Source organism: Aliidiomarina iranensis, from assembly GCF_003987135.1.
Classification (GTDB): domain Bacteria; phylum Pseudomonadota; class Gammaproteobacteria; order Enterobacterales; family Alteromonadaceae; genus Aliidiomarina; species Aliidiomarina iranensis.
Window position 1 is genome coordinate 523,824 of the sequence record NZ_PIPJ01000001.1, and the last position, 22,519, is coordinate 546,342.

Consider the following 22,519-nt stretch of genomic DNA (forward strand, 5'->3'; position numbering starts at 1 on the left):
AGTAAAACTGTAAAGCAATATTGTAGAAAACTTAACGCATTTTTCCTTGACAGGTGATCAGAGTGACACCTAGACTGTATCATTGTGGGGAAAAGTGGAGAGAAGTGGATCATTCTGTGATCCCGCTATAAAACTATGTTTCGTGGAGCTACTAGTATAAATCTTGATGACAAAGGTCGCCTTGCGATACCCGCGCGGTATCGTAACCTGTTGTCGTTAGATTGCGAAGGTAAAATGGTTTGCACTGTTGATAACAAGCAACCATGCCTTTTGCTATACCCGCTCCCCGAATGGCAAGTGATTGAACAAAAACTCGCAAGCCTTTCCTCAATGAATCCAGTAGAGCGCCGTTTGCAACGTTTATTGCTCGGCTACGCAGAAGATTGCGATATGGATAAAAATGGTCGCCTCCTGATTGCGCCACCCTTGCGGCAATTCGCAAATCTAACGAAAAAATTGATGCTTGTTGGTCAGTTAAATAAGTTTGAGATTTGGGATGAAGCGGTATGGCAACAGCAAGTTGCTGAAGATATAGCAGCTGAACAGGCAGGTGATTTTACATTAACTGATCGACTACAAGATTTCTCATTATAATGACGCAGACACCGCTTCACGTACCGGTGTTGCTAACCGAGTCGATTACAGCGTTAGCGATCCAACCGGACCAGATATACATCGACGCGACCTTTGGCCGTGGCGGGCACAGCCGTGCTATCCTGAAAGAACTCGGGCCAGCAGGCAAACTCATTGCTTTTGATCGCGACCCCACCGCGGCTGAGGCAGCTGAAGCGCTTTCCAACGACCCACGTTTTCAGTTTTTCCACACTCCTTTCTCTAAACTCGCTGACATCATTGCAGCGCAGCAATTAAACGGCCGCGTGGCCGGAATTTTATTCGATTTAGGCGTTTCTTCCCCACAGTTAGACGATGCCGGTCGAGGATTTAGTTTTATGCGTGATGGGCCCTTGGATATGCGCATGGACCCAAGCACGGGTGAATCCGCAGCAGAGTGGCTCTCCCATGCGGATATGGATGAGCTTTGTTATGTGTTCCGAACCTATGGTGAAGAAAAATACGCTGCTCGTATTGCTCGGGCGATTATTGCGTACCGAGAGGATCATCAATTTTCCCGCACCTCGGAATTGGCCAACCTAATTGCCAAGGTGAACCCGAGCCGAGAAAAACATAAGCATCCGGCTACACGAGTATTTCAAGCGATTCGGATTCATGTGAATCGCGAACTTGACGAGGTGCGCGAAGCCTTGGTAGCGGCGCTTGATGCTTTAATGCCGGGTGGTCGCCTTGCGGTAATTAGTTTCCACAGCTTAGAAGATAGGATTGCGAAACAATTTATTCGCGAGCAAAGCCGGCGCGCACAAGTACCTGCAGGTTTACCGCTCATGGAGGATCAAATTGAAGATAACCGAACCTTGTTGCCAATTGGTAAAGCGATAAAACCTAGCCAAGCTGAATTGCATTTGAACCCGCGCGCCCGCAGCAGTGTGTTGCGTATTGCTGAACGTTTAGCAACAGGAGATGAGGCCGGTAGATGAAAAAGCTCGATTTAAAGCGCTTTGATGCCCACCAAGCTTTACTGCAGATTATCCTTGCGGATATCAAGCAGTATCGTGGCCTATTGGTGTGGGTATTAATTGCTTTAGGTAGTGCTTTGTTAACCGTGTATTTAACCCATTTAAACCGTGAGCTTATCGCAGAACGCGAAGAATTACTGAAACACCGCGATGCCATTGATGTTGAATATCGGCATTTGGTAATCGAGCAAACCACATTGAGTTCTCACAATCGCATTGAATCATTGGCGCAACGGGAACTTGGTATGCAACGCCCCACCGACGAACAGGAGGTATTAGTACCATGGCGGTAAAACGCAATGAAAAAATACTTCGGCCTGAGCCATTGCCTGGGCGTTTTATGTTTTTGCTGGTATGCATTTGCTTAGGCTTTGTATCCTTGGTGGCGCGAGCGGCTTACATTCAAGTTATTGAGCCAGATCGGCTGCGTTACGAAGGTGATTTGCGGTCAATTCGTGTGGCGCATGATCGGGTACAACGCGGCAATATCACCGATAGAAACGGTGTTGAGCTCGCCGTGAGTGTGCCGGTGCACACGATTTGGGCTGACCCGAAAGTAGTACATGATCGCGGTGGCTATACCGATACTCGGCGCTGGCAGGCGATGGCGGATGTGTTGAATACCACGCCAGAGCAATTATTAAGTAAAGTTGAAAATCCTGAACGTCGATTTGTGTATCTTGAGCGCATGATCACCCCTGCGGTTGCAAATTACATCCGCGATCTACGTATTCCAGGAGTTGGTTTGAAAGAAGAATCACGGCGCTTTTATCCGGGCGGCGAAATAAGCGCGCAAGTTGTGGGCATTACTAATATCGATGCGGAAGGCTTAGATGGTGTGGAATCGGTTTATAACGAACTACTTACCGGCACGCCCGGTCAGCGCCGTTATCGCAAAGATGGCCAGGGCCGGTTAATTGAAGAGTTAGAGATCACCGCCTCAGAACAACCACAAAATTTAACCTTGAGCATTGATCAGCGCATTCAATCGATTGCTTACCGAGAATTGGCGAAGGCGGTTCGTTTTCATCAGGCCAGTTCCGGTTCTGTGGTGGTGGTTGATGTGCAAACCGGTGAAGTACTCGCGATGGTGAATAACCCTTCGTACAATCCGAACAATCGCACAAACGTAGAAGCACACCAAATGCGAAACCGGGCAATCACTGATAGTTTCGAGCCCGGCTCAACGGTGAAGCCCTTGGTTATTCTGGGTGCTCTTGCTGCTGGAACGGTGAACATTGATAGCACTTTAAACACCAGCCCAGGTTGGATGCGCGTGGGTGGCCGCCGGGTTCAAGATGCGCGTAATTATGGCGAGTTAGATTTGGCCGGCGTGTTGGCCCATTCAAGTAACGTAGGTACTTCGCGTTTAGCACTTGATTTAGAACTTGAAGATTTCTTGGATTTGTACAGCATGGCGGGTTTTGGTTCTGATACCGGTATTAACATGTTGGGAGAGAGTATGGGCATGTTTCAACACCGTAACCGTTGGTCGGATTTTGAAGTGGCCGCTTTATCCTACGGTTATGGCCTCAGTGTAACTACACTGCAGCTCGCCCAGATGTATGCAATTTTAGGCAATGGTGGCAATCGGCAACCTCTATCGATTTTGAAACTCGATGAACCTCATCCCGGGCGGCAAGTATTCAGCCGCGAAATCTCGCGCCAAGTGTTAGAACTCATGGAAGCGGTGGTAGCAGAAGATGGTACCGGTAATCGCGCTCGCGTATCGGGCTATCGTGTGGCAGGAAAAACGGGTACAACTCGCAAAGCGGTAGCGGGTGGTTATGGTGATGAATATGTTGGTTTGTTCGCTGGTGTATTGCCAGCAAGCCGACCACGAGTGGCGATTGCCGTGATGATTAATGAGCCAGCTGGTGATAGCTACCACGGTGGTACCGTGGCCGCACCGGTTTTTTCCGCAATCGCAGAAGAAACCATGCGCATTTTAAATGTGGCACCGGATAATTTAAGTGGACGTGAACTGCGAGTTGCCGGATTTGGAGGGCGCCAATGATTACGCTTTCTCGATTAATCCCTGATTGCCCTATGCCGCTGCCGGAATTAACGATTTCTGGGTTGAAACTTGATAGCCGGAAAATTGCGAGTGGTGATGCTTTTATCGCCGTTCCAGGGGCCGCAACCGATGGCCGCGAATATATTGATTCGGCCATCGCTGCTGGCGCAAGTGTAGTGCTTGCCGATATGGATGAATGGACTCGCGGTGAGCTCGATGGTGTGCCACTAATCGGCATTCCCAATTTAGCCAGTGAAATTTCTCATATTGCCGGGCGTTTCTTTCAGCAACCAGATTCCCAATTACGTTTAATTGGGGTTACTGGCACTAACGGTAAAACCACAGTAAGCCATTTAGTAGCGCAACTATGGCAACAGCTTGAGCCAAGCGCTGCGGTACTTGGAACCCTCGGTAGTGGCGTGTTGCCGAACTTATTGCCAGAAACCAACACAACACCTGATGCGGTAACAGTGCAGCAACGGCTTGCTAGCTTTGCTGCTGAGGGTGCGAAAAACGCAGCCATGGAAGTATCTTCCCATGCCTTGGTGCAAGGGCGGGTAGAGGCGCTGCATTTTGATACCTTAATTGCTACCAATTTAACCCGCGATCATCTCGATTATCACGGCAGTATGGCTGAATATATTGCGGCAAAAGCGCGGCTCTTCAGTGATTTCCCCGCACGAGTAAGAATTCTAAATGCCGATGATGGCGTTGTTGCGGCTTGGGGCACTGCTGATGATTATTGGTATAGCCTGAATCGGCAAAAAATCGGCCAAAAAAATACCCTGGTGGCCAGCGAAATCCAATATACCCATGCCGGAACTAGCATGGTTCTTCACTGGCAAGATCAACAAATATCTGTGCTCAGCCCATTGTTGGGTGATTTTAATGTGGCGAATTTGTTAGCCGCTTTGTTAAGCCCTTTAACCAGTGGTTTCAGTTTAACGTTTGCCGCCGCGCTTGTTCCACAATTGCAATCGGTTGCGGGCCGTATGGAAACATTTAGCGCTGAGGGCAAACCCTTAGTGCTCGTTGATTACGCACATACTCCTGATGCCCTTGAACAAGTGTTGGTAGCTGCTCGCCGTCATTGCAGCGGCACACTTTGGTGCGTGTTTGGTTGTGGCGGTGATCGCGATCGTGGCAAACGGCCACAAATGGGTGAAGTGGCCGCACGCTTAGCAGATCATGCCGTTGTAACCGATGATAACCCCCGCACTGAAGCGCCTGAAGCCATTATTCAGGATATCATTAGCGGCATGCCCAGTGGTTCTGTGTACACAGCGCTCCCCGGCAGAGCTGAAGCGGTGCGGCAAACAATTGCGAAAGCGCAGCAAAACGATGTTGTAGTGTGTGCAGGTAAAGGCCACGAAACCTATCAAATCATTGGTACTAAAGTGCAGGATTATGATGAGCGAGCTTGGGTTGCGGAAATACTTGGGGGTGGCCAATGATTCCAGTATCACTCGCATGGGTTGCAGAAAAAACTCAAGGTCAGTTACAGGGCGGCAGTGGCGAAGCCTTGCTACCGAGCTCTTGCGTGGCAAAGCATGTAGTAACGGGAAATGTAGTGATTGATAGCCGGCAGGTGCAACCTGGTGATTTGTTTATCGCACTCAAAGGCCCAAATCATGATGCTCACGATTATGCCGATGGCGTAGCTGCCGCCGGTGCTATCGCCATTATTTGTTCACGGCCATTAGATTGCGATGTGCCACAGATTTTGGTGGCTGATACGCACGCTGCGCTTGGTCAATTAGCTGCCGCTGTTAAGGCTGAAGTGGCACCGAAGAGTGTGGCCATAACGGGAAGCAGTGGGAAAACCACGGTGAAAGAAATGGTTGCCGCTATTTTAGTGCAAGCGCCTAGCGTGTCGGGTAAGGTTTTAGCCACTAAGGGGAACTTTAATAACGATATTGGCGTGCCATTAACTTTATTGGCGCTTACCGATGAGCATACCTATGGCGTATTTGAATTAGGTGCTAATCATCGCGGTGAAATTGCCTACACTACTGATTTAGTGAAACCAGATGTGGCCCTAATCAACAACATTGCACCAGCTCATGTTGAGGGCTTTGGCGATGTGTGTGGCGTAGCGAAAGCGAAAAGTGAAATTTTTCGAGGGTTATCACCCGAGGGCATCGCCATCACCAATGCTGATTCTGATTTTCATGAGCACTGGCAACGTGATCTCGCTGATGCCCAGCACTTAACCTTTGGGTTATCGGCAGCAACAGCCGATATTGCGGCTTCTGATATTCAACTCGATAACGATGGCTGCGCCCAATTCCAATTACATGTGCGCAATACCGGAGCAGAAAAGGCAGCAAAACCCGAGGCTACAGCGAGTGTGAAACTAACGCTGCCAGGCAAACACAATGTGAAGAATGCATTAGCCGCGGTAGCCATTTGCCACGCGCTAGGCGTGCCACTCAACGAGATCATTACTGGGTTTAGCGCAATGGTAGCCGTACCGGGGCGCATGAATGTGCATACGCCACGAGCAGGGCTGCGAGTTATCGACGATACTTACAATGCCAATGTTGGGTCGGCCAAAGCGGCGATTGATGTGTTAGCCAGCTTGCCAGGCAAACGCATTTTTGTATTTGGCGATATGGGTGAACTTGGCACCCAAGCGCGCGCTTATCACGAAGAAGTGGGCGCTCATGCGATAACCGCCGGTATCGATGGTTTATTCACCCTTGGGGTGTTAAGCCAAAGCGCCAGTGAAATTTTTAACGGCCATGGCGGCCAACATTTTGATAGCGTTGAAAGTTTAACCACGGCACTGCTGGAAATGATTCAGCAAACGCCGGAGATCACCATACTGGTGAAAGGATCACGTAGCTCGCGTATGGAACGCATTGTGGAATCTCTTTTAACTGAAGATGTACAAATCCACTCGCGAGGACAAGCCGCATGTTAGTTTGGTTGGCAGAATATCTACAAGCAAATGTAGCCACGGGCTTTAACGTTTTTTCTTATCTCACGATGCGAACCATTATGGGCATACTCACGGCATTGTTCCTTTCTTTGTGGATGGGGCCGTGGCTGATTCGGAAATTACAGGTGCTGCAAATTGGCCAAACTGTTCGCGATGATGGCCCACAAAGCCATTTGAGCAAATCAGGTACGCCAACGATGGGCGGCTTGATGATTTTGTTCAGTATCCTGGTTGCGGGTTTGTTGTGGGCTGATTTAAGCAATCGGTATGTGTGGGTAACTTTATTAACCCTTACCGGCTTCGGTTTGATTGGCTTGGTGGATGATTATCGTAAGGTGATTCGCAAAGACCCAAATGGGCTTATTGCGCGCTGGAAATACTTTTGGCAATCGGTATTAGCAGCCACAGTGGCCGTGTATTTGTTCTGGAGCGCAAAGCAACCGGTAGAAACGCAATTGCTCATTCCATTTGTGAAGGATGTGATGCCACAGCTGGGGGCGCTTTATATTTTACTCGCATATTTTGTGATTGTAGGCACCAGTAACGCAGTAAACCTCACTGATGGCCTCGATGGCTTAGCGATTATGCCTACGGTCATGGTGGCGGGTGCTTTAGGGGTTTTTGCCTATGTAACCGGGAATGTGAATTTTTCGAGCTACTTACAGATTCCTTATATCCCTGAAGCGGCTGAACTTACGGTGGTTTGTGCGGCAATCGTAGGTGCAGGGCTTGGGTTTTTATGGTTTAACACCTATCCAGCACAAGTATTTATGGGCGATGTGGGCTCTTTGGCCTTGGGCGCGGTGCTTGGTGTTATCGCCATTTTGGTACGGCAAGAATTAGTGCTGTTCATTATGGGCGGCGTGTTTGTTATGGAAACGATGTCGGTGCTGCTGCAGGTAGGCTCTTTTAAAATGCGTGGAAAACGTATTTTTCGCATGGCACCGATTCATCATCATTATGAACTGAAAGGTTGGCCAGAGCCCCGGGTAATCGTGCGGTTTTGGATACTCTCGTTGATTCTAGTGCTAATTGGTTTAGCCACATTAAAACTGCGTTAAGGGTTGAGCATGCATAAGCAATTACGCGAATTAAACACGATCACTGTATTAGGTTTCGGCCTAACAGGAGTTTCGTGCGCGCGCTATTTGCTATCGCTTGGGATTACACCTGTTGTACTCGATACGCGCAGTGAGCCTCCGGGCTTGCATGATGCACCAGAAATTGCGGCGCAATGTGAAACCTATTTTGGCCCTTTGCAGCTCGAGCATTTGTTGCAATCCGATTTGCTGTTGGTAAGCCCAGGGCTTGACCGCCGTGAGCCATTATTGGAAATGGCGGTTGATGCCGGCGTTGAAATGATTTCCGATATCGAATTATTTGCCTGGCAGGTAGATGTGCCTGTTGTTGGTGTTACCGGTTCGAATGGTAAATCAACTGTGGTTGAACTTACCGCTCATATTCTTCGTTCTTGCGGCCTCAATGCCATTGCCGCCGGAAATATCGGCGTACCCGTTTTAGATAGCTTGCTTCCGGGTGCGGAAAAAGCTGATTGTTATGTGTTGGAGCTATCGAGTTTCCAATTAGAGTTGGTGAACTCGCTGCAATTAACGGCCGCTACGATTCTAAATATCACTTCTGATCATCTTGATCGCTATGATGATGAACGGGCTTATGAGCGCGCTAAACATCGTATTTATCAGAATACCAAATCCTGTATTTGGAATCGTAATGATAGTAAAACGAAACCGCTTTTTCGCCGCAAGGGTATGCAGCTAGTAAGCTTTGGTAGCGCTGATGCGGCGAAAGATTATGGCATTACCAAGGTTAACGGCGAATTAGCGCTCACTTACAATAATAAGCCTTTAATAAAAGAAAGTGCCTTGCCAGTACAAGGTATTCACAACCTGCTAAACGTACAAGTGGCAATAGCGTTAGCGCAGGCGCTTGGATTAACTTTAGCAGAGGCGGTAAAAGGTGTTCAGGGTTATCGTGCGCTACCACACCGCTGTGAGCTAGTGGGCGAATATAATGATGTTCGTTGGATCGATGATAGTAAAGCAACAAATCCGGGCGCTACCATTGCCGCTATTTCGGGCATTCGCCCTGGCGTAAAAGGAAAGCTAATTTTAATTGCCGGCGGTGATGGTAAAGGTGCCGATTTGGCTGTGTTAGAAGAGCCTTTAACGCAAGTGGATGTGCTGATCACGCTGGGCCGTGATGGCGATAAAATAGCCCAACTAAAAGCCAAGAGCCGGAAAGTACACAGTTTGAATGAAGCGGTAGCGTTTGCTGCGAAAGAGGCAACAAAAGGAAGTGTAGTATTACTTTCACCGGCCTGTGCCAGCTTGGATATGTTCAGAAACTATGCCGAGCGTGGGCAAAAATTCCGAGAAGCAGTGGAGGCATGGCATGCGCTCAACTGAACCGCAACTAGAACTTGAAATTCGCGCCGAGAATAATCTCTGGCAACAATTTACTGGGCTTTTTCAAGGCTCAGGCACCTACCAATTGTATGATCGCCAATTGCTCTGGCTATCCATTGTATTGATCGGTTTTGGTTTAGTGATGGTGGCATCGGCATCGTTACCCGTGGGTGAACGCTTAACCGGTAACCCTTTCCACTTTGTGATTCGCCATTCGGTTTATTTGGTATTGGGTACTTGTGGCGCAATTATTGTAACCATGATTCCAGTTGCAAAATGGCAGCAGTTTAGTGGCACGCTGTGTTTATTGGCAATTCTATCGTTGGTAGTGGTTTTGTTTGCGGGGCACACCGTGAATGGCGCTACTCGCTGGTTGAAGTTAGGCCCACTTACTTTACAAGTAGCGGAATTGGCCAAGCTATTTTTTGTAATCTATTTAGCTAGCTATTTAGATCGCCGTTATGATGAGGTTCGGAAGAATTGGCGCGGCTTTATCAAAGCTTTATTTGTGCTCGGTATTCTCACCATTCTACTGCTTATGCAGCCAGATTTAGGGTCGGTTATTGTTCTTGGGGTTACGGCCGTGGGAATGCTTTGGGTAGCGGGCGCTAAAATGGTGCAGTTTATTTCGTTAGTTATTACCTTGCTTGTTGCCTTTGTGCTGCTGATTATGTTCGAGCCCTACCGAATGGCGCGGGTTACCTCTTTTATGGACCCATGGGATGACCCGTTCAACAGCGGTTACCAGTTAACTCAATCGTTAATGGCGTTTGGCCGAGGTGATTGGTTTGGCCAAGGCTTAGGGAATAGCGTGCAAAAACTGCAGTATTTACCCGAGGCCCATACTGATTTCATTCTATCGGTAATTGGCGAAGAGCTTGGCTTTATCGGTGTAGTTAGCGTAATCGCCGTGTGCTTTGTGTTGGTGATTAAAGCGTTATTGCTGGGGCAGCGAGCGTTACGGCAAAAACGGCCTTTCTCCGGCTACCTAGCCCAGGGCATTGGGATTTGGTTTGCCTTTCAAGTGGGTGTAAACGTTGGTGCCGCATCGGGGTTAATTCCAACCAAAGGCCTTACTTTACCCTTATTAAGTTACGGTGGTAGTAGTTTGATTATCACCATGGCAGCCGTTGCTATCTTAATGCGCATTGATTATGAAGTGCGTACCGGCTACCGATTGGCGCGTTCCGCCGGTGAAGCGGCACAGCAAGCTGGTCAACGCGCACGCCGGAAAGTTCGGGGAGGTGCCCGATGAGCCACGTATTGATTACCGCTGGTGGCACTGGTGGCCATGTATTTCCAGCGTTGGCGGTAGCACATGCGCTGAAAGCAGAAGGCCATACTATCACCTGGTTAGGCACACAAGATCGCATGGAGGCAGAGCTGGTGCCGGCTCACGGCTATTCGTTTATCGGCATGCAGCAGCAAGGCTTACGCGGTAAAAGCAAGCTTAGTTTACTGGCGGCACCGTTTCGATTAATGAAGAGTATTTTGGCCTGCCGAGCCTTGCTAGCACGCGAGAAACCCGCGTTAGTTTTAGGATTTGGCGGATATACCGCCGGGCCAGCAGGTATGGCGGCATGGACCAAGGGTATCCCTTTAATTATCCATGAACAAAATGCGGTTCCAGGCCTCACAAACAAGTTGCTTGCGCGGGTGGCAAAGCGTACCCTGCTCGGCTTTTCTAGCGCTAAGCGTTTTTTACCTGAGGGTGAACTGGTGGGTAACCCCGTGCGAGAGGAAATTGCGAGCTTGCAGCAAGAGCCTGTGAAGGTGAAAGGGGATTCCTTAAACGTGCTGGTAATTGGCGGGAGTTTAGGCGCGGCGCATTTGAATAAAGTAGTGCCAGAGGCTGTACGAGTTTTACTCGCCGCAAAGCCGGCGTTAAAGCTTAGTGTTCGCCATCAAGTGGGTAAAGGCAATGTAACTTCAGTTGAGCAGGCTTATGGGGTGGTGCGTGCGGATAGGGAAACTAATATCGACATTGAGGTTAGCGAGTTTATTGCTGATATGGCAGTAGCTTACAACTGGGCTGATATCGTGATATGCAGAGCGGGGGCGTTAACAGTGGCGGAACTCAGTGCCGCTGGGAAAGCATCTATTTTAGTGCCATACCCCCACGCAGTGGATGATCATCAAACTGAGAATGCTAAAACATTGAGTAGTTCTGGAGCGGGCGTATTGATGCAGCAACATGATTTCACCGAGCTCAGTTTAGCGCAGCAGCTAACCCAGTTCATTGCCCATCCGGAGCAATTAGAGGTAATGCAACTTGCCGCGAAAAGCACTGCCCAATTAAGTGCTGTTGAACAGATTATTGCGGTTTGCAACGAATATTTGCCACGTTCTGCTGCCGCAACAAAAGAACAAGCTAAACAAACGGAAACAAAGATTTTATGACAGTAGCAAAAGAGCAAGCCTTCACCGTTGTAACCGTGCCAGAAATGCGCCGGGTTCGCCGTATCCACTTTGTGGGTATCGGTGGCGCTGGCATGGCCGGTATAGCTGAGGTTTTACTCAATCAAGGCTACCAAGTATCAGGCTCAGATATAGCCGAAAACGCAAGTACGCTGCGCTTACGCAATTTAGGAGCAGATGTAGCCATTGGCCACACGGCGGAAAATGTACGCAGTGCAAATGTTATTGTGGTTTCCACCGCGATTAACCCGAATAACCCGGAATTAGAAGCGGCACGCGAATTATTAATTCCCGTTGTGCGGCGAGCGGAAATGCTCGCTGAATTAATGCGTTTTCGGCACGGAATTGCGATTTCTGGAACTCATGGAAAAACCACAACCACTAGCTTAATTGCAAGTATATTTGCTCAAGCCCAGCGGGATCCTACCTTTGTAATTGGTGGGCTGTTAAATAGTGCTGGCACTAATGCGCGATTAGGCAGCAGTAAATATCTGATTGCTGAGGCGGATGAAAGTGATGCTTCGTTTTTGCATTTGCAGCCCATGGTTGCGGTGGTTACGAACATTGAAGCTGACCACATGGACACTTATGAAGGTGATTTCAATCGCATGCAGGATACCTACATTGAGTTTCTGCATAACCTGCCATTTTATGGTTTGGCGGTGATGTGCGTAGATGATCCAACAATAGCGAGTTTGCTCACACGGGTAGGCCGACAAATTACCACTTACGGCTTTTCTGAACATGCAGATGTTCAGGCAAGTGAGTACCAACAAACTGGCAATCTAAGTAAATTTAAGGTGTTGCGCAAAGACATGGCGCCACTAACCATTGAATTAAACTTGCCCGGTAAGCACAACGCACTGAACGCGTTAGCGGCAATAGCCGTTGCCACCGATGAAGGGATAGAAGATGCCGCGATTGTGGCCGCCTTAGCGAAATTTGAGGGCATTGGCCGCCGTTTTCAACAATACGGGAGTTTTCCTTGTGGTGAGGGAGATGTGCTTTTAGTTGATGATTATGGCCACCATCCTTCCGAAGTAGCCGCCACTATTAAAGCTACCCGAGCGGGCTGGCCGGAGCGCCGCTTAGTGATGTGCTTTCAGCCTCACCGTTACAGCCGAACGCGAGATCTTTATGAAGATTTTGTGGATGTTCTCAGTGAGGTTGATGCCCTATTAATGCTCGAAGTTTACGCTGCGGGTGAAGAGCCGGTGGCGAATGCCGATAGCCGTGCATTGTGCCGTTCTATTCGGCAGCGGGGCAAAGTTGATCCAGTATATGTAAAAGAGGTGGAGCAATTGCCAGAGCGGTTAGCAGAATTGCTGCAACCTGGCGATATTGTGCTTACCCAAGGCGCCGGTAATGTAGGTGGGTTAGCTAAAATTTTAAATGAATTACAGTTAGATAAGCAGCGCATGCAAGGTTTTGGAGTAGCCATATGAAGCAGTTTGGCAAAGTAGCGGTACTAGCAGGTGGGCAATCGGCGGAGCGAGAGGTTTCTTTGCGCTCGGGTGCGGCTGTGCTAGAAGCACTTTGTGATGCTGGGGTTGATGCCTTTTTGTTTGATACGGCCGAGCAATCTTTGTTGAAGCTTGCAAATATGCAAGTGGATCGAGCCTTTATTGCGCTGCATGGCCGTGGCGGCGAAGATGGCCAGGTGCAGGCTGTGTTAGAAGTGATGGGAATACCTTACACCGGTAGTGGTGTTCTGGCGTGCGCCCTAACTATGGATAAAAGCAAAACCAAAGCGCTTTGGCATGGGGTGGGTTTGCCTACGGCCGCAGCGGCAACAGTAACGGCGAAAGAGTTAAATTCGGTTGATTGTGCCGAGTTGCTGGCTCGTTTAGGCGGCAAGGTCATGGTGAAGCCGGCACATGAAGGCAGCAGTATTGGGATGGGTTTAGCGAGCAATGCCGATGAATTAGCGAAAGCGTTAGCCGAAGCGGCGCGGTTCGATGGTGATATGTTGGTAGAGGCTTGGTTGAGTGGCCCCGAATATACCGTTGCGGTTTTAGGGGATGAAGCTTTACCTGCGATCAAGGTGCAAACCCCCAATGCATTTTATGATTACGCGGCGAAATATCAGGCGAACAGTACCCAGTATATTTGCCCCGCAGAGTTAGCGGATGAGCAAGAAAATAATGTTCGACAACTGGCGCTTGCTGCATTTAAAGCGGTGGGTTGCGAAGGTTGGGGCCGGGTAGACATGATGATGGATAGCGCGGGCCAACTGCAGTTATTAGAGTTGAATACAGTGCCGGGAATGACAACGAAAAGCCTAGTGCCGATGGCAGCAAAGCAGGTGGGCTTATCGTTTTCGGCGCTGGTGCTAAAGGTTTTGGCTACAACGTTGGACGCCTAATATGGCAGCGGCTGGGGTGAAAAGAACGAAAGAGGAAAAAACGAATGAGGAAAATACGCCGAGCCGTTGGGAGTTTATCGCTGGCGTTAGTGTATTTTTCGCCATTGTGTTGGGATTTTTAATTGGTGGCTACCAGCTATTAGATTGGATTACCGATGCTGAACAGGTGCCATTAGAAGGTGTGATTATTCAAGGCGATCGCACTTACACCGAAGACAGTGAGGTGTTAAACGCGATTTTAGCAGGTGAGGTTGGCAGCTTTTTTACCGCCGATGTCGATCAAATTCGCCAACGCATTGAAGCATTGCCTTGGGTTTATTCAGCTTCGGTTCGAAAAGAATGGCCCCAGCGCTTACGAGTATATGTGGTGGAGCAGGAGCCAATAGGCATATGGAATGATGCTCAGGTTTTGAATCGTTTCGGCGATGTGTTTGCGGCTAACCCTGAGCTAATACGCGGTCATGTTCCATTGTTTGCGGGGCCCGAGGGTGCAGAAGACGAAGTGTTACGGCAATACCGGCGAATTATGGAGTTACTTGTAATTCATGATTATGCCATTAGCCGCATCGCCTTGAGTGAACGATTTTCGGTTCGCTTGTGGTTGAACAACGGTGTTGAGCTGCAACTTGGGCGTGAGGCTCGATTAGAAAGAATTCAGCGTTTTTTAGATTTATATCCGCTGATACAGGCAGAAAGTGAAAAAGCGGTGGCTTATGCAGATTTGCGTTATGACACCGGCATAGCAATCGGTTGGAAAGAGCAATCGGATAGTGAGTAACCTTTGCAATACATGTAGTTAATGGTAAGTGAGAGAGCTGTGATCGCAAAAAATGATAATGACAACATGATCGTGAGCCTCGATGTTGGCACCAGCAAAGTGACAGCACTGATTGGCGAGATTTTACCAGACGGCGATATTAATGTTATCGGTGTGGGGGTTACACCTGCGCGAGGCATGGATAAAGGCGGGGTGAATGATTTAAATCTTGTGGTGCAATCAATTCAACGTGCGGTAAATGAAGCCGAACTGATGGCCGATTGCAATGTATCTACGGTGTATTTGAACATCTCGGGCCGCCATGTAGCCTGCCAAAACGAAGATGGCATGGTGCCGATCAATGATGCTGAAGTAACACAAGATGATGTGGATAGCGTAATTCATGCTGCGAAATCAGTGCCTATTGCGCAAGAGCGCCGGATTTTGCATGTATTGCCGCAAGAATTTGTGATTGATTCGCAAGAAAGTATTAAAAGCCCAGTAGGCATGTCTGGTGTGCGAATGGAAGCGCGGGTACACATTATTACCTGCGCCAATGATATGGCGCGGAATATTGTAAAAGCAGTAGAACGCTGTGATTTGAAAGTAGAATCATTGGTGTTTTCGGCGTTAGCTTCAAGCCATTCAGCCTTAACGGAAGATGAGCGTGAATTGGGTGTGGCCCTTGTTGATATGGGGGCTGGCACTATTGATATTAGTATTTTTAGCGGCGGAGTGTTGCGGCACACAGCGGTTATTCCCGTTGCCGGCAATCAAGTTACTAACGATATTGCGAAAATATTCCGCACACCGTTAAGCCATGCCGAAGATATTAAAGTGCAGTATGCCTGTGCGTTGCGGCAAATGGTAAGCATGGAAGATAACATTGAAGTGCCTTCGGTAGGTGGCCGGCCAGCTCGTTCAATGTCGCGCCACACCTTAGCTGAGGTTGTGGAGCCACGGTATCAAGAATTATTTGAGCTCATCCGCGATGAAATATATGGCAGTGGTTTGGAAGAGCAAATTGCAGCCGGTGTTGTGTTAACCGGCGGAACCGCAAAAATGGAAGGTGCCGTTGAATTTGCTGAAGAGGTATTTCAAATGCCTGTGCGGTTGGGAACACCAGTTGGAATCAAGGGTTTAAGTGATTATGTAGATGATCCAGAATACGCTACCAGCGTTGGATTACTGCGCTTTGGGCAAATAATGCTCGCCGAACAACAAGAAGAACGGCAGCGCAGCCAAAAGCCTCATTGGGGACAATGGTTTCAGCGAATACAAAGCTGGTTCCGAGGCGAATTTTAAATTAAGAAGAAACTTTGCAATTTTTGGGGTAACAACAGAAAATACGGGTAAGTGGAGAGGTAATTATTATGAGTACATTTGAAGTTCAGGATGATTTCGAAGCCGATGCGGTAATAAAAGTTATCGGCGTTGGTGGTGGCGGCGGAAACGCAGTGCAACATATGGTTTCGCAACAAATCGAAGGCGTTCGTTTTATTGCAGCAAACACTGATGCACAAGCGTTACGTAAACATGATGCCGATGTGCTAGTGCAGCTTGGTAGTGAAGTAACCAAGGGCTTAGGTGCGGGTGCGAACCCGGAAATTGGGCGCATTTCTGCGGAAGAAAACCGCGAAGAAATTGCTCGCCAACTTGAAGGCGCCGATATGATCTTTATCGCCGCTGGTATGGGTGGCGGTACGGGCACAGGCGCGGCGCCTGTGGTTGCAGAGATAGCGAAGGAACTCGGCATCTTAACCATCGCTGTGGTAACCAAGCCTTTCCCATTTGAGGGCAAGAAGCGCATGGCTGCCGCTGATGAAGGGATTGCGCAATTGAGCAAGCATGTTGATTCCTTGATTACCATTCCTAACGAAAAACTATTGAAAGTTTTAGGTAAGGGCACCTCGTTGCTCGATGCCTTTGGCGCCGCAAACAACGTATTAATGGGTGCGGTACAAGGCATTGCTGATTTGATTACGCGCCAAGGTTTAATCAACGTTGATTTCGCCGATGTGCAAGCGGTTATGCGCGAAATGGGTACGGCCATGATGGGTACCGGTGTTGCGAGTGGGCCAGATCGAGCTCAAGAAGCTGCGCAAATGGCAATTAATAGCCCATTATTGGAAGATATCGATCTTTCTGGCGCGCGTGGCGTATTGGTTAACGTAACAGCGGGCATGGATATGGGCATCGATGAATTCGAAACTGTGGGTAGTGTTATCCGCTCGTTTGCATCGGAAAATGCCACGGTAATCGTAGGTACGGTTATCGATATGGAAATGTCGGATGAAATGCGCGTAACAGTAGTTGCTACGGGCATTGGTGCTGAGCGTAAGCCAGATATTTCGCTGGTAGAGAAGAAAGCGGAGCAAGGTTCATCGCGACCAACTTCTTCGGGTTACTCGCAACGGCAAGCAACCGCACCGAAAATCGATGAAGAGCTTGAATTCGAGTTGGAAGAACGCAGCCCTCGGAAATCAGGTGAGCCAGATATCTTAGATATTCCGGCATTTTTGCGCCGACAAGCAGATTAAGCGCAAGAAAGTAGGGAAGATAGAATTGCAACGCTTAGCGCTAGGCTAACTTTAGAAAAAGTTATTTGGCTTAGGTGCTTGGCGCCAAGATGGGTTTGTATGATCTGGATTGACCAGTGCTTTATCATTTGGTATAGTATCGCCCCTTTACCCGTTACTAGCTGCGGTTTTAATGACCAACAGGGTTATAGAACCAGTAGTTAGTGGGGAAGTATTAGCTAAATGAATACACGGCAATTGGGAACATGCTGAGCCGGTATCGAAAATAAGCTGGTATCTACATAGAGAACAGATGAAATGGTGGGCCCGTACTTAGGTAGTTTGCGGGCTCAAACGCGAGCATCGTCATAGAGATGATGGAGGATTCAGTTATGATTAAACAGCGCACAATCAAGCAAATGATTGCAGCTACTGGTGTTGGCCTACATAAAGGTAATAAGGTCAATCTAGTATTGCGGCCGGCTGCGCCAGATACGGGGATCGTATTTCGCCGTTCTGATCTGAATCCTATGGTGGAAATCAAGGCATCACCAGAATTGGTAAAAGATACGCGCATGTGTACGTGTTTAATAAACGACGACAACGTACGTATTTCTACTGTTGAGCACTTGCTCGCAGCGATCGCAGGTATGGGTATCGATAACTTAATCGTGGAAGTTGATTCTCACGAGATCCCGATCATGGACGGCAGCTCGCATCCGTTCATTTATCTATTGCAATCAGCTGGCGTGCAAGAGCAAGGCAAAGCAAAGCGCTTTATTAAAGTGAAGCAGCCAATTCGCGTGGAAGAAGGCGATAAATGGGCCGAATTGTTACCCCACAAGGGCTTTAAAATCGACTTCGCCATTGATTTCGATCATCCAGCAATTGCTGGCACGAACCAAGTTGTATCAATGGATTTCAGTAGCCAGAGCTTCATTCGCGATATCAGCCGCGCGCGTACGTTTGGCTTTATGAAAGATATTGAACACTTACGAGCAAACAACTTAGCGCTTGGCGGTGGTTTTGATAATGCGGTAGTGCTCGATGATTTCCGTATTTTGAATACAGATGGTTTGCGTTACGACGATGAGTTCGTAAAACACAAAATATTAGATGCGGTAGGCGATTTGTACATGGGCGGGCACAGTATTTTAGGCCATCTTCGTGCATTCAAATCAGGCCACGCGTTGAATAACAAATTGCTTGTTGCCCTAATGCAACAACAAGAGGCATGGGAATTCGTTACTTTCGAAGAGCCAGCCGCAGAAGCACCCATAAGTTATCTCAACCCGGTGCTAGCATAACAAGAAAGGCCGCTGTTAAAATAAGCGGCCTTTTTTGCTATTTGAGTGTTGGTTTTATTTGGATATCTAGACTACGAATTTGCGTATCGGGCAACTCCCGAAATTTATTCATAATATGAGCCTGTAATAAACGAATTCGGGTCGACCAGGAACCATTTCTGGCGTAAATTACAAGTGTTTGCCCCTGAACCGCAAAACAGCGAGAGTTGGCAGCAAGATCAGCCGGAACTGTTGCTACCCAAAGAGCTTGTAAACGAGAAGTTTTAGCATCTTTCTTTTGCAGCTTGCTAAGGCTTCCCTTCGAAAGGAGCTCTTGCACTGATTTGGGTGGGCGGTTTAGCATAACGTATACACTTTTATTCAGGACATTGCATGAGTTTAGCCATTATATACCGTGGTAAAAAAATCCGCATGAAACTTCGCTTTAGTCAGCGTCGTTTATTATCACTATTGGGTATCTCTTTGTTCTTGCTCATCGCTTATATGCAGCCTTGGAAGGGGCTGAGCAGCAACGCTCTAGTTGTGCAAGAAAAAATAGAGGCGGAACAGCGGTCTTTAGCAATGCAAGCCGAAGCCGTGCAAGAAGTTCGCACTCAAGCCCAACGTGAATTAACGGCACTTACAATGAAGCTGGGTGAACTACAAGCGCAAACCATGCGCCTTGAAGCACTAGGGCAGCGCTTAGCTTCGGAAGCGCAACTAGATACCGGTGAATTTGATTTTTCTCAATCCTTGCCTATTGGTGGTCCAGATCAAAGCCCTTATCAGAGTATTGACCATAATATTGCTGAGTGGCCTGTGGTTACTGAGCACCAGCTTCTTTCCGATATTGATTTAGCCTTAGAACAAATCTCTAGCCGACAGAAACAACTTAGCCTCCTTGAATCTTTGATGTTGAATCACCATATCGAAGAAGAGCGTTTTATTGTTGGCCGGCCCATTCAAGATGGTTGGTTATCTTCACAGTATGGCGTGCGTAAAGATCCGTTTCACGGTAACCCGAGCATGCATAACGGCATTGATTATGCGGCGCCAGAAGGGGCACCTATCTTAGCTACTGGTGCAGGTATCGTAACTTTTGCAGGTCATCGCTCGGGATATGGTAAACTAGTGGAAATCGATCACGGTGCAGGTTTACGCACTCGTTATGGCCACATGCGAGCCATTAATGTGCAAGTTGGCGATGTGGTTACACGCGGGCAAACAATAGCCGAGGTAGGCAACCTTGGCCGTTCTACAGGCCCGCACGTGCATTATGAAATTTTGGAAAATGGTAAACACGTTAATCCAGCGCGCTATGTTCTGCGGCAAATGCCTGGGGAATGATAGCGGTTAGGGCGCAATATCCGGCACCCTTTGGCGGTGCCGTTTTATTTTTTCGAACTCTGAAAATAAATCTTATAGGAATTTGAATCCACATGTTAGGTAGTTTATTCAAGCGAATTTTTGGTAGCCGTAACGATCGCGTTATTCGCGGTACCCGCAAGCAAGTTGAGCGCATAAACGCTATGGAAGCGGAATACGAGGCGCTTAGTGAAGAGGCCTTACGTGGTAAAACTGCAGAGTTCAAGGAGCGCTTAGAAAAAGGCGAATCTCTTGAAAGCCTGCTTCCAGAAGCGTTTGCGGTAGCCCGTGAAGCGAGTAAACGCACACTCGAAATGCGCCCGTTTGATGTGCAGCTTATCGGTGGCATTATCTTGAATGAACACCGTATCGCAGAAATGCGTACAGGTGAGGGTAAAACCTTAACCGCTTTGTTACCTGCTTACTTAAATGCGCTCACGGGTAAAAGCGTGCACATTATTACTGTGAACGATTACCTAGCACGCCGAGATGCAGAATCGAGCCGGCCGTTTTTTGAATTCCTCGGCTTAACCGTGGGTGTTAATGTTGCGGGCATGCGCCCGAACGATAAAAAATCGGCTTATGCTTGCGATATCCTTTATGGTACCAACAACGAATTTGGCTTTGATTACCTTCGGGATAATATGGCGTTCACGAAAGATGAACGCGTACAACGGGATTTATACTATGCAGTTGTGGATGAGGTGGATTCAATCCTTATCGATGAAGCGCGTACGCCGCTAATTATCTCTGGCCCAGCTGAAGATTCTTCTGAACTCTACAAACGCATTAATGCCTTAGTGCCACAATTGCAGCGGCAACCGGATGAACATCCTGATGATGCTGAACCGGGTGATTTCACGATCGATGAAAAAGCGCGGCAGCTCTACCTCACTGAGTATGGCCAAGAGCATATTGAAGAAATGCTGCAAGAGAATGGCTTGTTATCGAGTGAAGATTCTTTGTATTCGGCAACGAATATTTCGTTATTACACCACGTAAATGCGGCTTTGAGAGCGCATCACTTGTTCCACAAAGATGTGGATTACATTGTAAAAGACGATGAAGTGATCATTGTTGATGAACACACCGGCCGTACAATGGAAGGGCGCCGTTGGTCTGAAGGTTTACACCAAGCAGTTGAAGCTAAAGAGGGTGTGAAAATTCAGAACGAGAACCAAACGCTCGCTTCCATTACCTTCCAGAACTATTTCCGGTTATACGATAAATTAGCGGGAATGACCGGTACTGCCGATACAGAGGCGTTTGAATTTCAATCGATTTATGGTTTAGAAACAGTAGTTGTACCAACCAATAAAACCATGATTCGTGAAGATCAGCCGGATTTGATTTTCTTAACGGCGGAAGAAAAATACCAAGCCATTGTTGAAGATATCCGTGAGCAACGTGATGCTAAGCGTCCAATTTTGGTGGGTACTAGCTCCATTGAAAGTTCGGAATTGGTGGCGAAATTACTGAAAAAAGAAAAGATTAAGCACAAGGTTCTTAATGCTAAATTCCACGCCCAAGAAGCCGAGATTATTGCGCAAGCAGGCCAGGCAGGGGCGGTAACCATTGCAACGAACATGGCTGGCCGTGGTACCGATATCGTATTAGGTGGTAGCTGGCAGGCAGAAATTGCAAAAATTGAAGAGCCCACGGAAGAGCAAATTGAAAAGATTCGCAGTGCGTGGCAAGAACGGCACAATGCGGTAATTGCCGCTGGTGGTTTGCACATTATTGGTACTGAGCGCCATGAATCGCGCCGTATTGATAATCAGCTTCGCGGCCGTGCTGGCCGTCAAGGCGACCCTGGTTCATCGCGCTTCTACTTATCACTTGATGATAGCTTAATGCGTATCTTTGCTACCGAGCGCATGGGTACCATGATGAAGCGTTTAGGCATGAAGCCGGGTGAAGCAATTGAGCACCCATGGGTAACGAAGGCTATTGAGAACGCCCAGCGCAAAGTTGAAGCGCGGAATTTTGATATTCGTAAGCAATTGCTCGAATACGATGATGTGGCTAACGATCAACGTAAAGTGGTTTACGAGCAGCGTAATGAATTGCTTGATGGCGATGATATCAAAGACACCATTAGCGTAATTCGTGAAGATGTCATGAACCGGGTAATTGATGAGTACATTCCACCGCAATCACTGGAAGAAATGTGGAATATCGATGGCCTAGAAGATCGCCTGCGGGCAGATTTCGATCTCGAGCTACCGATTCAGAAGTGGCTCGATGAAGACGATAAATTGTTCGAGGAATTGCTGCGCGAGAAAATTCTTGAAGAAGTGGTAAAAGCCTATGAATTGAAAGAACAGCAAGTAGGCGAAAAAGTGCTTCGTCATTTTGAGAAGGCTGTAATGCTGCAGAGCTTAGATTCCCATTGGAAAGAGCATTTAGCGGCAATGGACCATTTGCGCCAAGGTATTCACCTTCGTGGTTACGCGAATAAAAACCCGAAACAAGAATATAAGCGCGAAGCCTATAACTTGTTTACCGATATGCTAGAAGCTTTAAAAACCGAAGTGATTAGTATTTTGAGTAAGGTTAAAGTTCGTGCCGAAGAAGATGTTGAAGAAATGGAAGCGAAGCGCAGACAAGCGGAACAATCTGCACCACGCGAATTTCAGCACGAAAGCTCACCTGCCAGCGGCAGCGGTAGCCAGAGCACGGCACAAGATACTGCAAAAGTAGGTAGAAATGAGCCATGTCCATGTGGATCTGGGAAAAAGTATAAGCACTGCCACGGCAAGCTTGCTTAACTCAGTATGCTTAACCCAGTGTGTTTGACTTAGGTTGGCCAAGTTAGCTTGGTCAACCT

At 48.0% G+C, this 22,519-nt stretch carries 19 protein-coding genes; 18 read left to right on the plus strand and 1 reads right to left on the minus strand.

Annotation, left to right across the window (positions count from 1 at the left end; genetic code table 11):
• Positions 1-135: 135 nt before the first annotated feature.
• From mraZ to lpxC, 16 genes are all read left to right on the plus strand, one after another.
• Complete coding sequence (mraZ, locus tag CWE08_RS02390) at positions 136-594, plus strand: division/cell wall cluster transcriptional repressor MraZ (RefSeq protein WP_126765234.1); 459 nt, start codon at positions 136-138, stop codon at positions 592-594.
• On the plus strand, positions 594-1,553 hold the full coding sequence (gene rsmH, locus CWE08_RS02395) for a 16S rRNA (cytosine(1402)-N(4))-methyltransferase RsmH (RefSeq protein ID WP_198677032.1): 960 nt from the start codon (positions 594-596) through the stop codon (positions 1,551-1,553). Before mraZ ends, rsmH begins: the two co-directional genes overlap by 1 nt.
• Positions 1,550-1,885: a cell division protein FtsL gene (ftsL, locus tag CWE08_RS02400; RefSeq protein WP_126765238.1), complete on the plus strand. Its 336-nt coding sequence runs from the start codon at positions 1,550-1,552 to the stop codon at positions 1,883-1,885. The genes rsmH and ftsL overlap by 4 nt, the downstream gene beginning before the upstream one ends.
• Entirely contained in the window at positions 1,876-3,609 is a 1,734-nt protein-coding gene (locus tag CWE08_RS02405; RefSeq protein ID WP_126765240.1) for a penicillin-binding transpeptidase domain-containing protein, read from the plus strand. Before ftsL ends, CWE08_RS02405 begins: the two co-directional genes overlap by 10 nt.
• Positions 3,606-5,063, plus strand: coding sequence for a UDP-N-acetylmuramoyl-L-alanyl-D-glutamate--2,6-diaminopimelate ligase (gene murE, locus CWE08_RS02410; protein ID WP_126765242.1), 1,458 nt, complete (start codon positions 3,606-3,608; stop codon positions 5,061-5,063). Before CWE08_RS02405 ends, murE begins: the two co-directional genes overlap by 4 nt.
• Positions 5,060-6,535, plus strand: coding sequence for a UDP-N-acetylmuramoyl-tripeptide--D-alanyl-D-alanine ligase (locus CWE08_RS02415; protein WP_126765244.1), 1,476 nt, complete (start codon positions 5,060-5,062; stop codon positions 6,533-6,535). Before murE ends, CWE08_RS02415 begins: the two co-directional genes overlap by 4 nt.
• The gene (gene mraY, locus CWE08_RS02420; RefSeq protein WP_126765245.1) at positions 6,529-7,614 is read left to right on the plus strand and encodes a phospho-N-acetylmuramoyl-pentapeptide-transferase; all 1,086 of its coding nucleotides are present in this window, start codon (positions 6,529-6,531) and stop codon (positions 7,612-7,614) included. The genes CWE08_RS02415 and mraY overlap by 7 nt, the downstream gene beginning before the upstream one ends.
• A gap of 9 nt (positions 7,615-7,623) precedes the next feature.
• The gene (murD, locus tag CWE08_RS02425; protein WP_126765247.1) at positions 7,624-8,979 is read left to right on the plus strand and encodes a UDP-N-acetylmuramoyl-L-alanine--D-glutamate ligase; all 1,356 of its coding nucleotides are present in this window, start codon (positions 7,624-7,626) and stop codon (positions 8,977-8,979) included.
• Positions 8,966-10,234 (plus strand): cell division protein FtsW, encoded by a 1,269-nt coding sequence (gene ftsW, locus CWE08_RS02430; RefSeq protein WP_126765249.1) that lies wholly within the window; start codon positions 8,966-8,968, stop codon positions 10,232-10,234. The genes murD and ftsW overlap by 14 nt, the downstream gene beginning before the upstream one ends.
• Positions 10,231-11,379 carry an undecaprenyldiphospho-muramoylpentapeptide beta-N-acetylglucosaminyltransferase gene (murG, locus tag CWE08_RS02435; RefSeq protein ID WP_126765251.1) on the plus strand — a complete coding sequence of 383 codons (1,149 nt, stop codon included), beginning with the start codon at positions 10,231-10,233 and terminating at the stop codon, positions 11,377-11,379. The genes ftsW and murG overlap by 4 nt, the downstream gene beginning before the upstream one ends.
• Positions 11,376-12,842 carry a UDP-N-acetylmuramate--L-alanine ligase gene (gene murC / locus CWE08_RS02440; RefSeq protein WP_126765253.1) on the plus strand — a complete coding sequence of 489 codons (1,467 nt, stop codon included), beginning with the start codon at positions 11,376-11,378 and terminating at the stop codon, positions 12,840-12,842. Before murG ends, murC begins: the two co-directional genes overlap by 4 nt.
• Positions 12,839-13,762 carry a D-alanine--D-alanine ligase gene (locus CWE08_RS02445; RefSeq protein WP_126765254.1) on the plus strand — a complete coding sequence of 308 codons (924 nt, stop codon included), beginning with the start codon at positions 12,839-12,841 and terminating at the stop codon, positions 13,760-13,762. The genes murC and CWE08_RS02445 overlap by 4 nt, the downstream gene beginning before the upstream one ends.
• Before the next feature lies 1 nt (position 13,763).
• Entirely contained in the window at positions 13,764-14,540 is a 777-nt protein-coding gene (locus CWE08_RS02450; protein ID WP_126765255.1) for a cell division protein FtsQ/DivIB, read from the plus strand.
• Between the two features lie 66 nt (positions 14,541-14,606).
• Positions 14,607-15,824 (plus strand): cell division protein FtsA, encoded by a 1,218-nt coding sequence (gene ftsA / locus CWE08_RS02455; RefSeq protein WP_420837071.1) that lies wholly within the window; start codon positions 14,607-14,609, stop codon positions 15,822-15,824.
• A gap of 68 nt (positions 15,825-15,892) precedes the next feature.
• Positions 15,893-17,059: a cell division protein FtsZ gene (gene ftsZ, locus CWE08_RS02460; RefSeq protein WP_126765257.1), complete on the plus strand. Its 1,167-nt coding sequence runs from the start codon at positions 15,893-15,895 to the stop codon at positions 17,057-17,059.
• A gap of 371 nt (positions 17,060-17,430) precedes the next feature.
• A complete protein-coding gene (lpxC, locus tag CWE08_RS02465; RefSeq protein WP_126765258.1) occupies positions 17,431-18,345 on the plus strand; it encodes a UDP-3-O-acyl-N-acetylglucosamine deacetylase in 915 nt (304 codons plus the stop codon).
• A gap of 37 nt (positions 18,346-18,382) precedes the next feature.
• Here the strand turns inward: lpxC and CWE08_RS02470 are convergent, their stop codons facing one another.
• Positions 18,383-18,688, minus strand: coding sequence for a DciA family protein (locus tag CWE08_RS02470; protein ID WP_126765259.1), 306 nt, complete (start codon positions 18,686-18,688; stop codon positions 18,383-18,385).
• Positions 18,689-18,717: 29 nt separating this feature from the next.
• Between CWE08_RS02470 and CWE08_RS02475 the strand changes: the two genes are divergently transcribed.
• Entirely contained in the window at positions 18,718-19,671 is a 954-nt protein-coding gene (locus CWE08_RS02475; RefSeq protein WP_126765260.1) for a M23 family metallopeptidase, read from the plus strand.
• Positions 19,672-19,763: 92 nt separating this feature from the next.
• Positions 19,764-22,460 (plus strand): preprotein translocase subunit SecA, encoded by a 2,697-nt coding sequence (secA, locus tag CWE08_RS02480; protein WP_126765261.1) that lies wholly within the window; start codon positions 19,764-19,766, stop codon positions 22,458-22,460.
• The last annotated feature ends 59 nt before the right edge of the window (positions 22,461-22,519 follow it).

Excerpts from the sequence above, each read along its gene's own strand:
- mraZ (WP_126765234.1), top strand. The coding sequence starts at position 136 with ATGTTTCGTGGAGCTACTAGTATAAATCTTGATGACAAAGGTCGCCTT.
- rsmH (WP_198677032.1), top strand. The coding sequence starts at position 594 with ATGACGCAGACACCGCTTCACGTACCGGTGTTGCTAACCGAGTCGATT.
- ftsL (WP_126765238.1), top strand. The coding sequence starts at position 1,550 with ATGAAAAAGCTCGATTTAAAGCGCTTTGATGCCCACCAAGCTTTACTG.
- CWE08_RS02405 (WP_126765240.1), top strand. The coding sequence starts at position 1,876 with ATGGCGGTAAAACGCAATGAAAAAATACTTCGGCCTGAGCCATTGCCT.
- murE (WP_126765242.1), top strand. The coding sequence starts at position 3,606 with ATGATTACGCTTTCTCGATTAATCCCTGATTGCCCTATGCCGCTGCCG.
- CWE08_RS02415 (WP_126765244.1), top strand. The coding sequence starts at position 5,060 with ATGATTCCAGTATCACTCGCATGGGTTGCAGAAAAAACTCAAGGTCAG.
- mraY (WP_126765245.1), top strand. The coding sequence starts at position 6,529 with ATGTTAGTTTGGTTGGCAGAATATCTACAAGCAAATGTAGCCACGGGC.
- murD (WP_126765247.1), top strand. The coding sequence starts at position 7,624 with ATGCATAAGCAATTACGCGAATTAAACACGATCACTGTATTAGGTTTC.
- ftsW (WP_126765249.1), top strand. The coding sequence starts at position 8,966 with ATGCGCTCAACTGAACCGCAACTAGAACTTGAAATTCGCGCCGAGAAT.
- murG (WP_126765251.1), top strand. The coding sequence starts at position 10,231 with ATGAGCCACGTATTGATTACCGCTGGTGGCACTGGTGGCCATGTATTT.
- murC (WP_126765253.1), top strand. The coding sequence starts at position 11,376 with ATGACAGTAGCAAAAGAGCAAGCCTTCACCGTTGTAACCGTGCCAGAA.
- CWE08_RS02445 (WP_126765254.1), top strand. The coding sequence starts at position 12,839 with ATGAAGCAGTTTGGCAAAGTAGCGGTACTAGCAGGTGGGCAATCGGCG.
- CWE08_RS02450 (WP_126765255.1), top strand. The coding sequence starts at position 13,764 with ATGGCAGCGGCTGGGGTGAAAAGAACGAAAGAGGAAAAAACGAATGAG.
- ftsA (WP_420837071.1), top strand. The coding sequence starts at position 14,607 with ATGATCGTGAGCCTCGATGTTGGCACCAGCAAAGTGACAGCACTGATT.
- ftsZ (WP_126765257.1), top strand. The coding sequence starts at position 15,893 with ATGAGTACATTTGAAGTTCAGGATGATTTCGAAGCCGATGCGGTAATA.
- lpxC (WP_126765258.1), top strand. The coding sequence starts at position 17,431 with ATGATTAAACAGCGCACAATCAAGCAAATGATTGCAGCTACTGGTGTT.
- CWE08_RS02470 (WP_126765259.1), bottom strand. The coding sequence starts at position 18,688 with ATGCTAAACCGCCCACCCAAATCAGTGCAAGAGCTCCTTTCGAAGGGA.
- CWE08_RS02475 (WP_126765260.1), top strand. The coding sequence starts at position 18,718 with ATGAGTTTAGCCATTATATACCGTGGTAAAAAAATCCGCATGAAACTT.
- secA (WP_126765261.1), top strand. The coding sequence starts at position 19,764 with ATGTTAGGTAGTTTATTCAAGCGAATTTTTGGTAGCCGTAACGATCGC.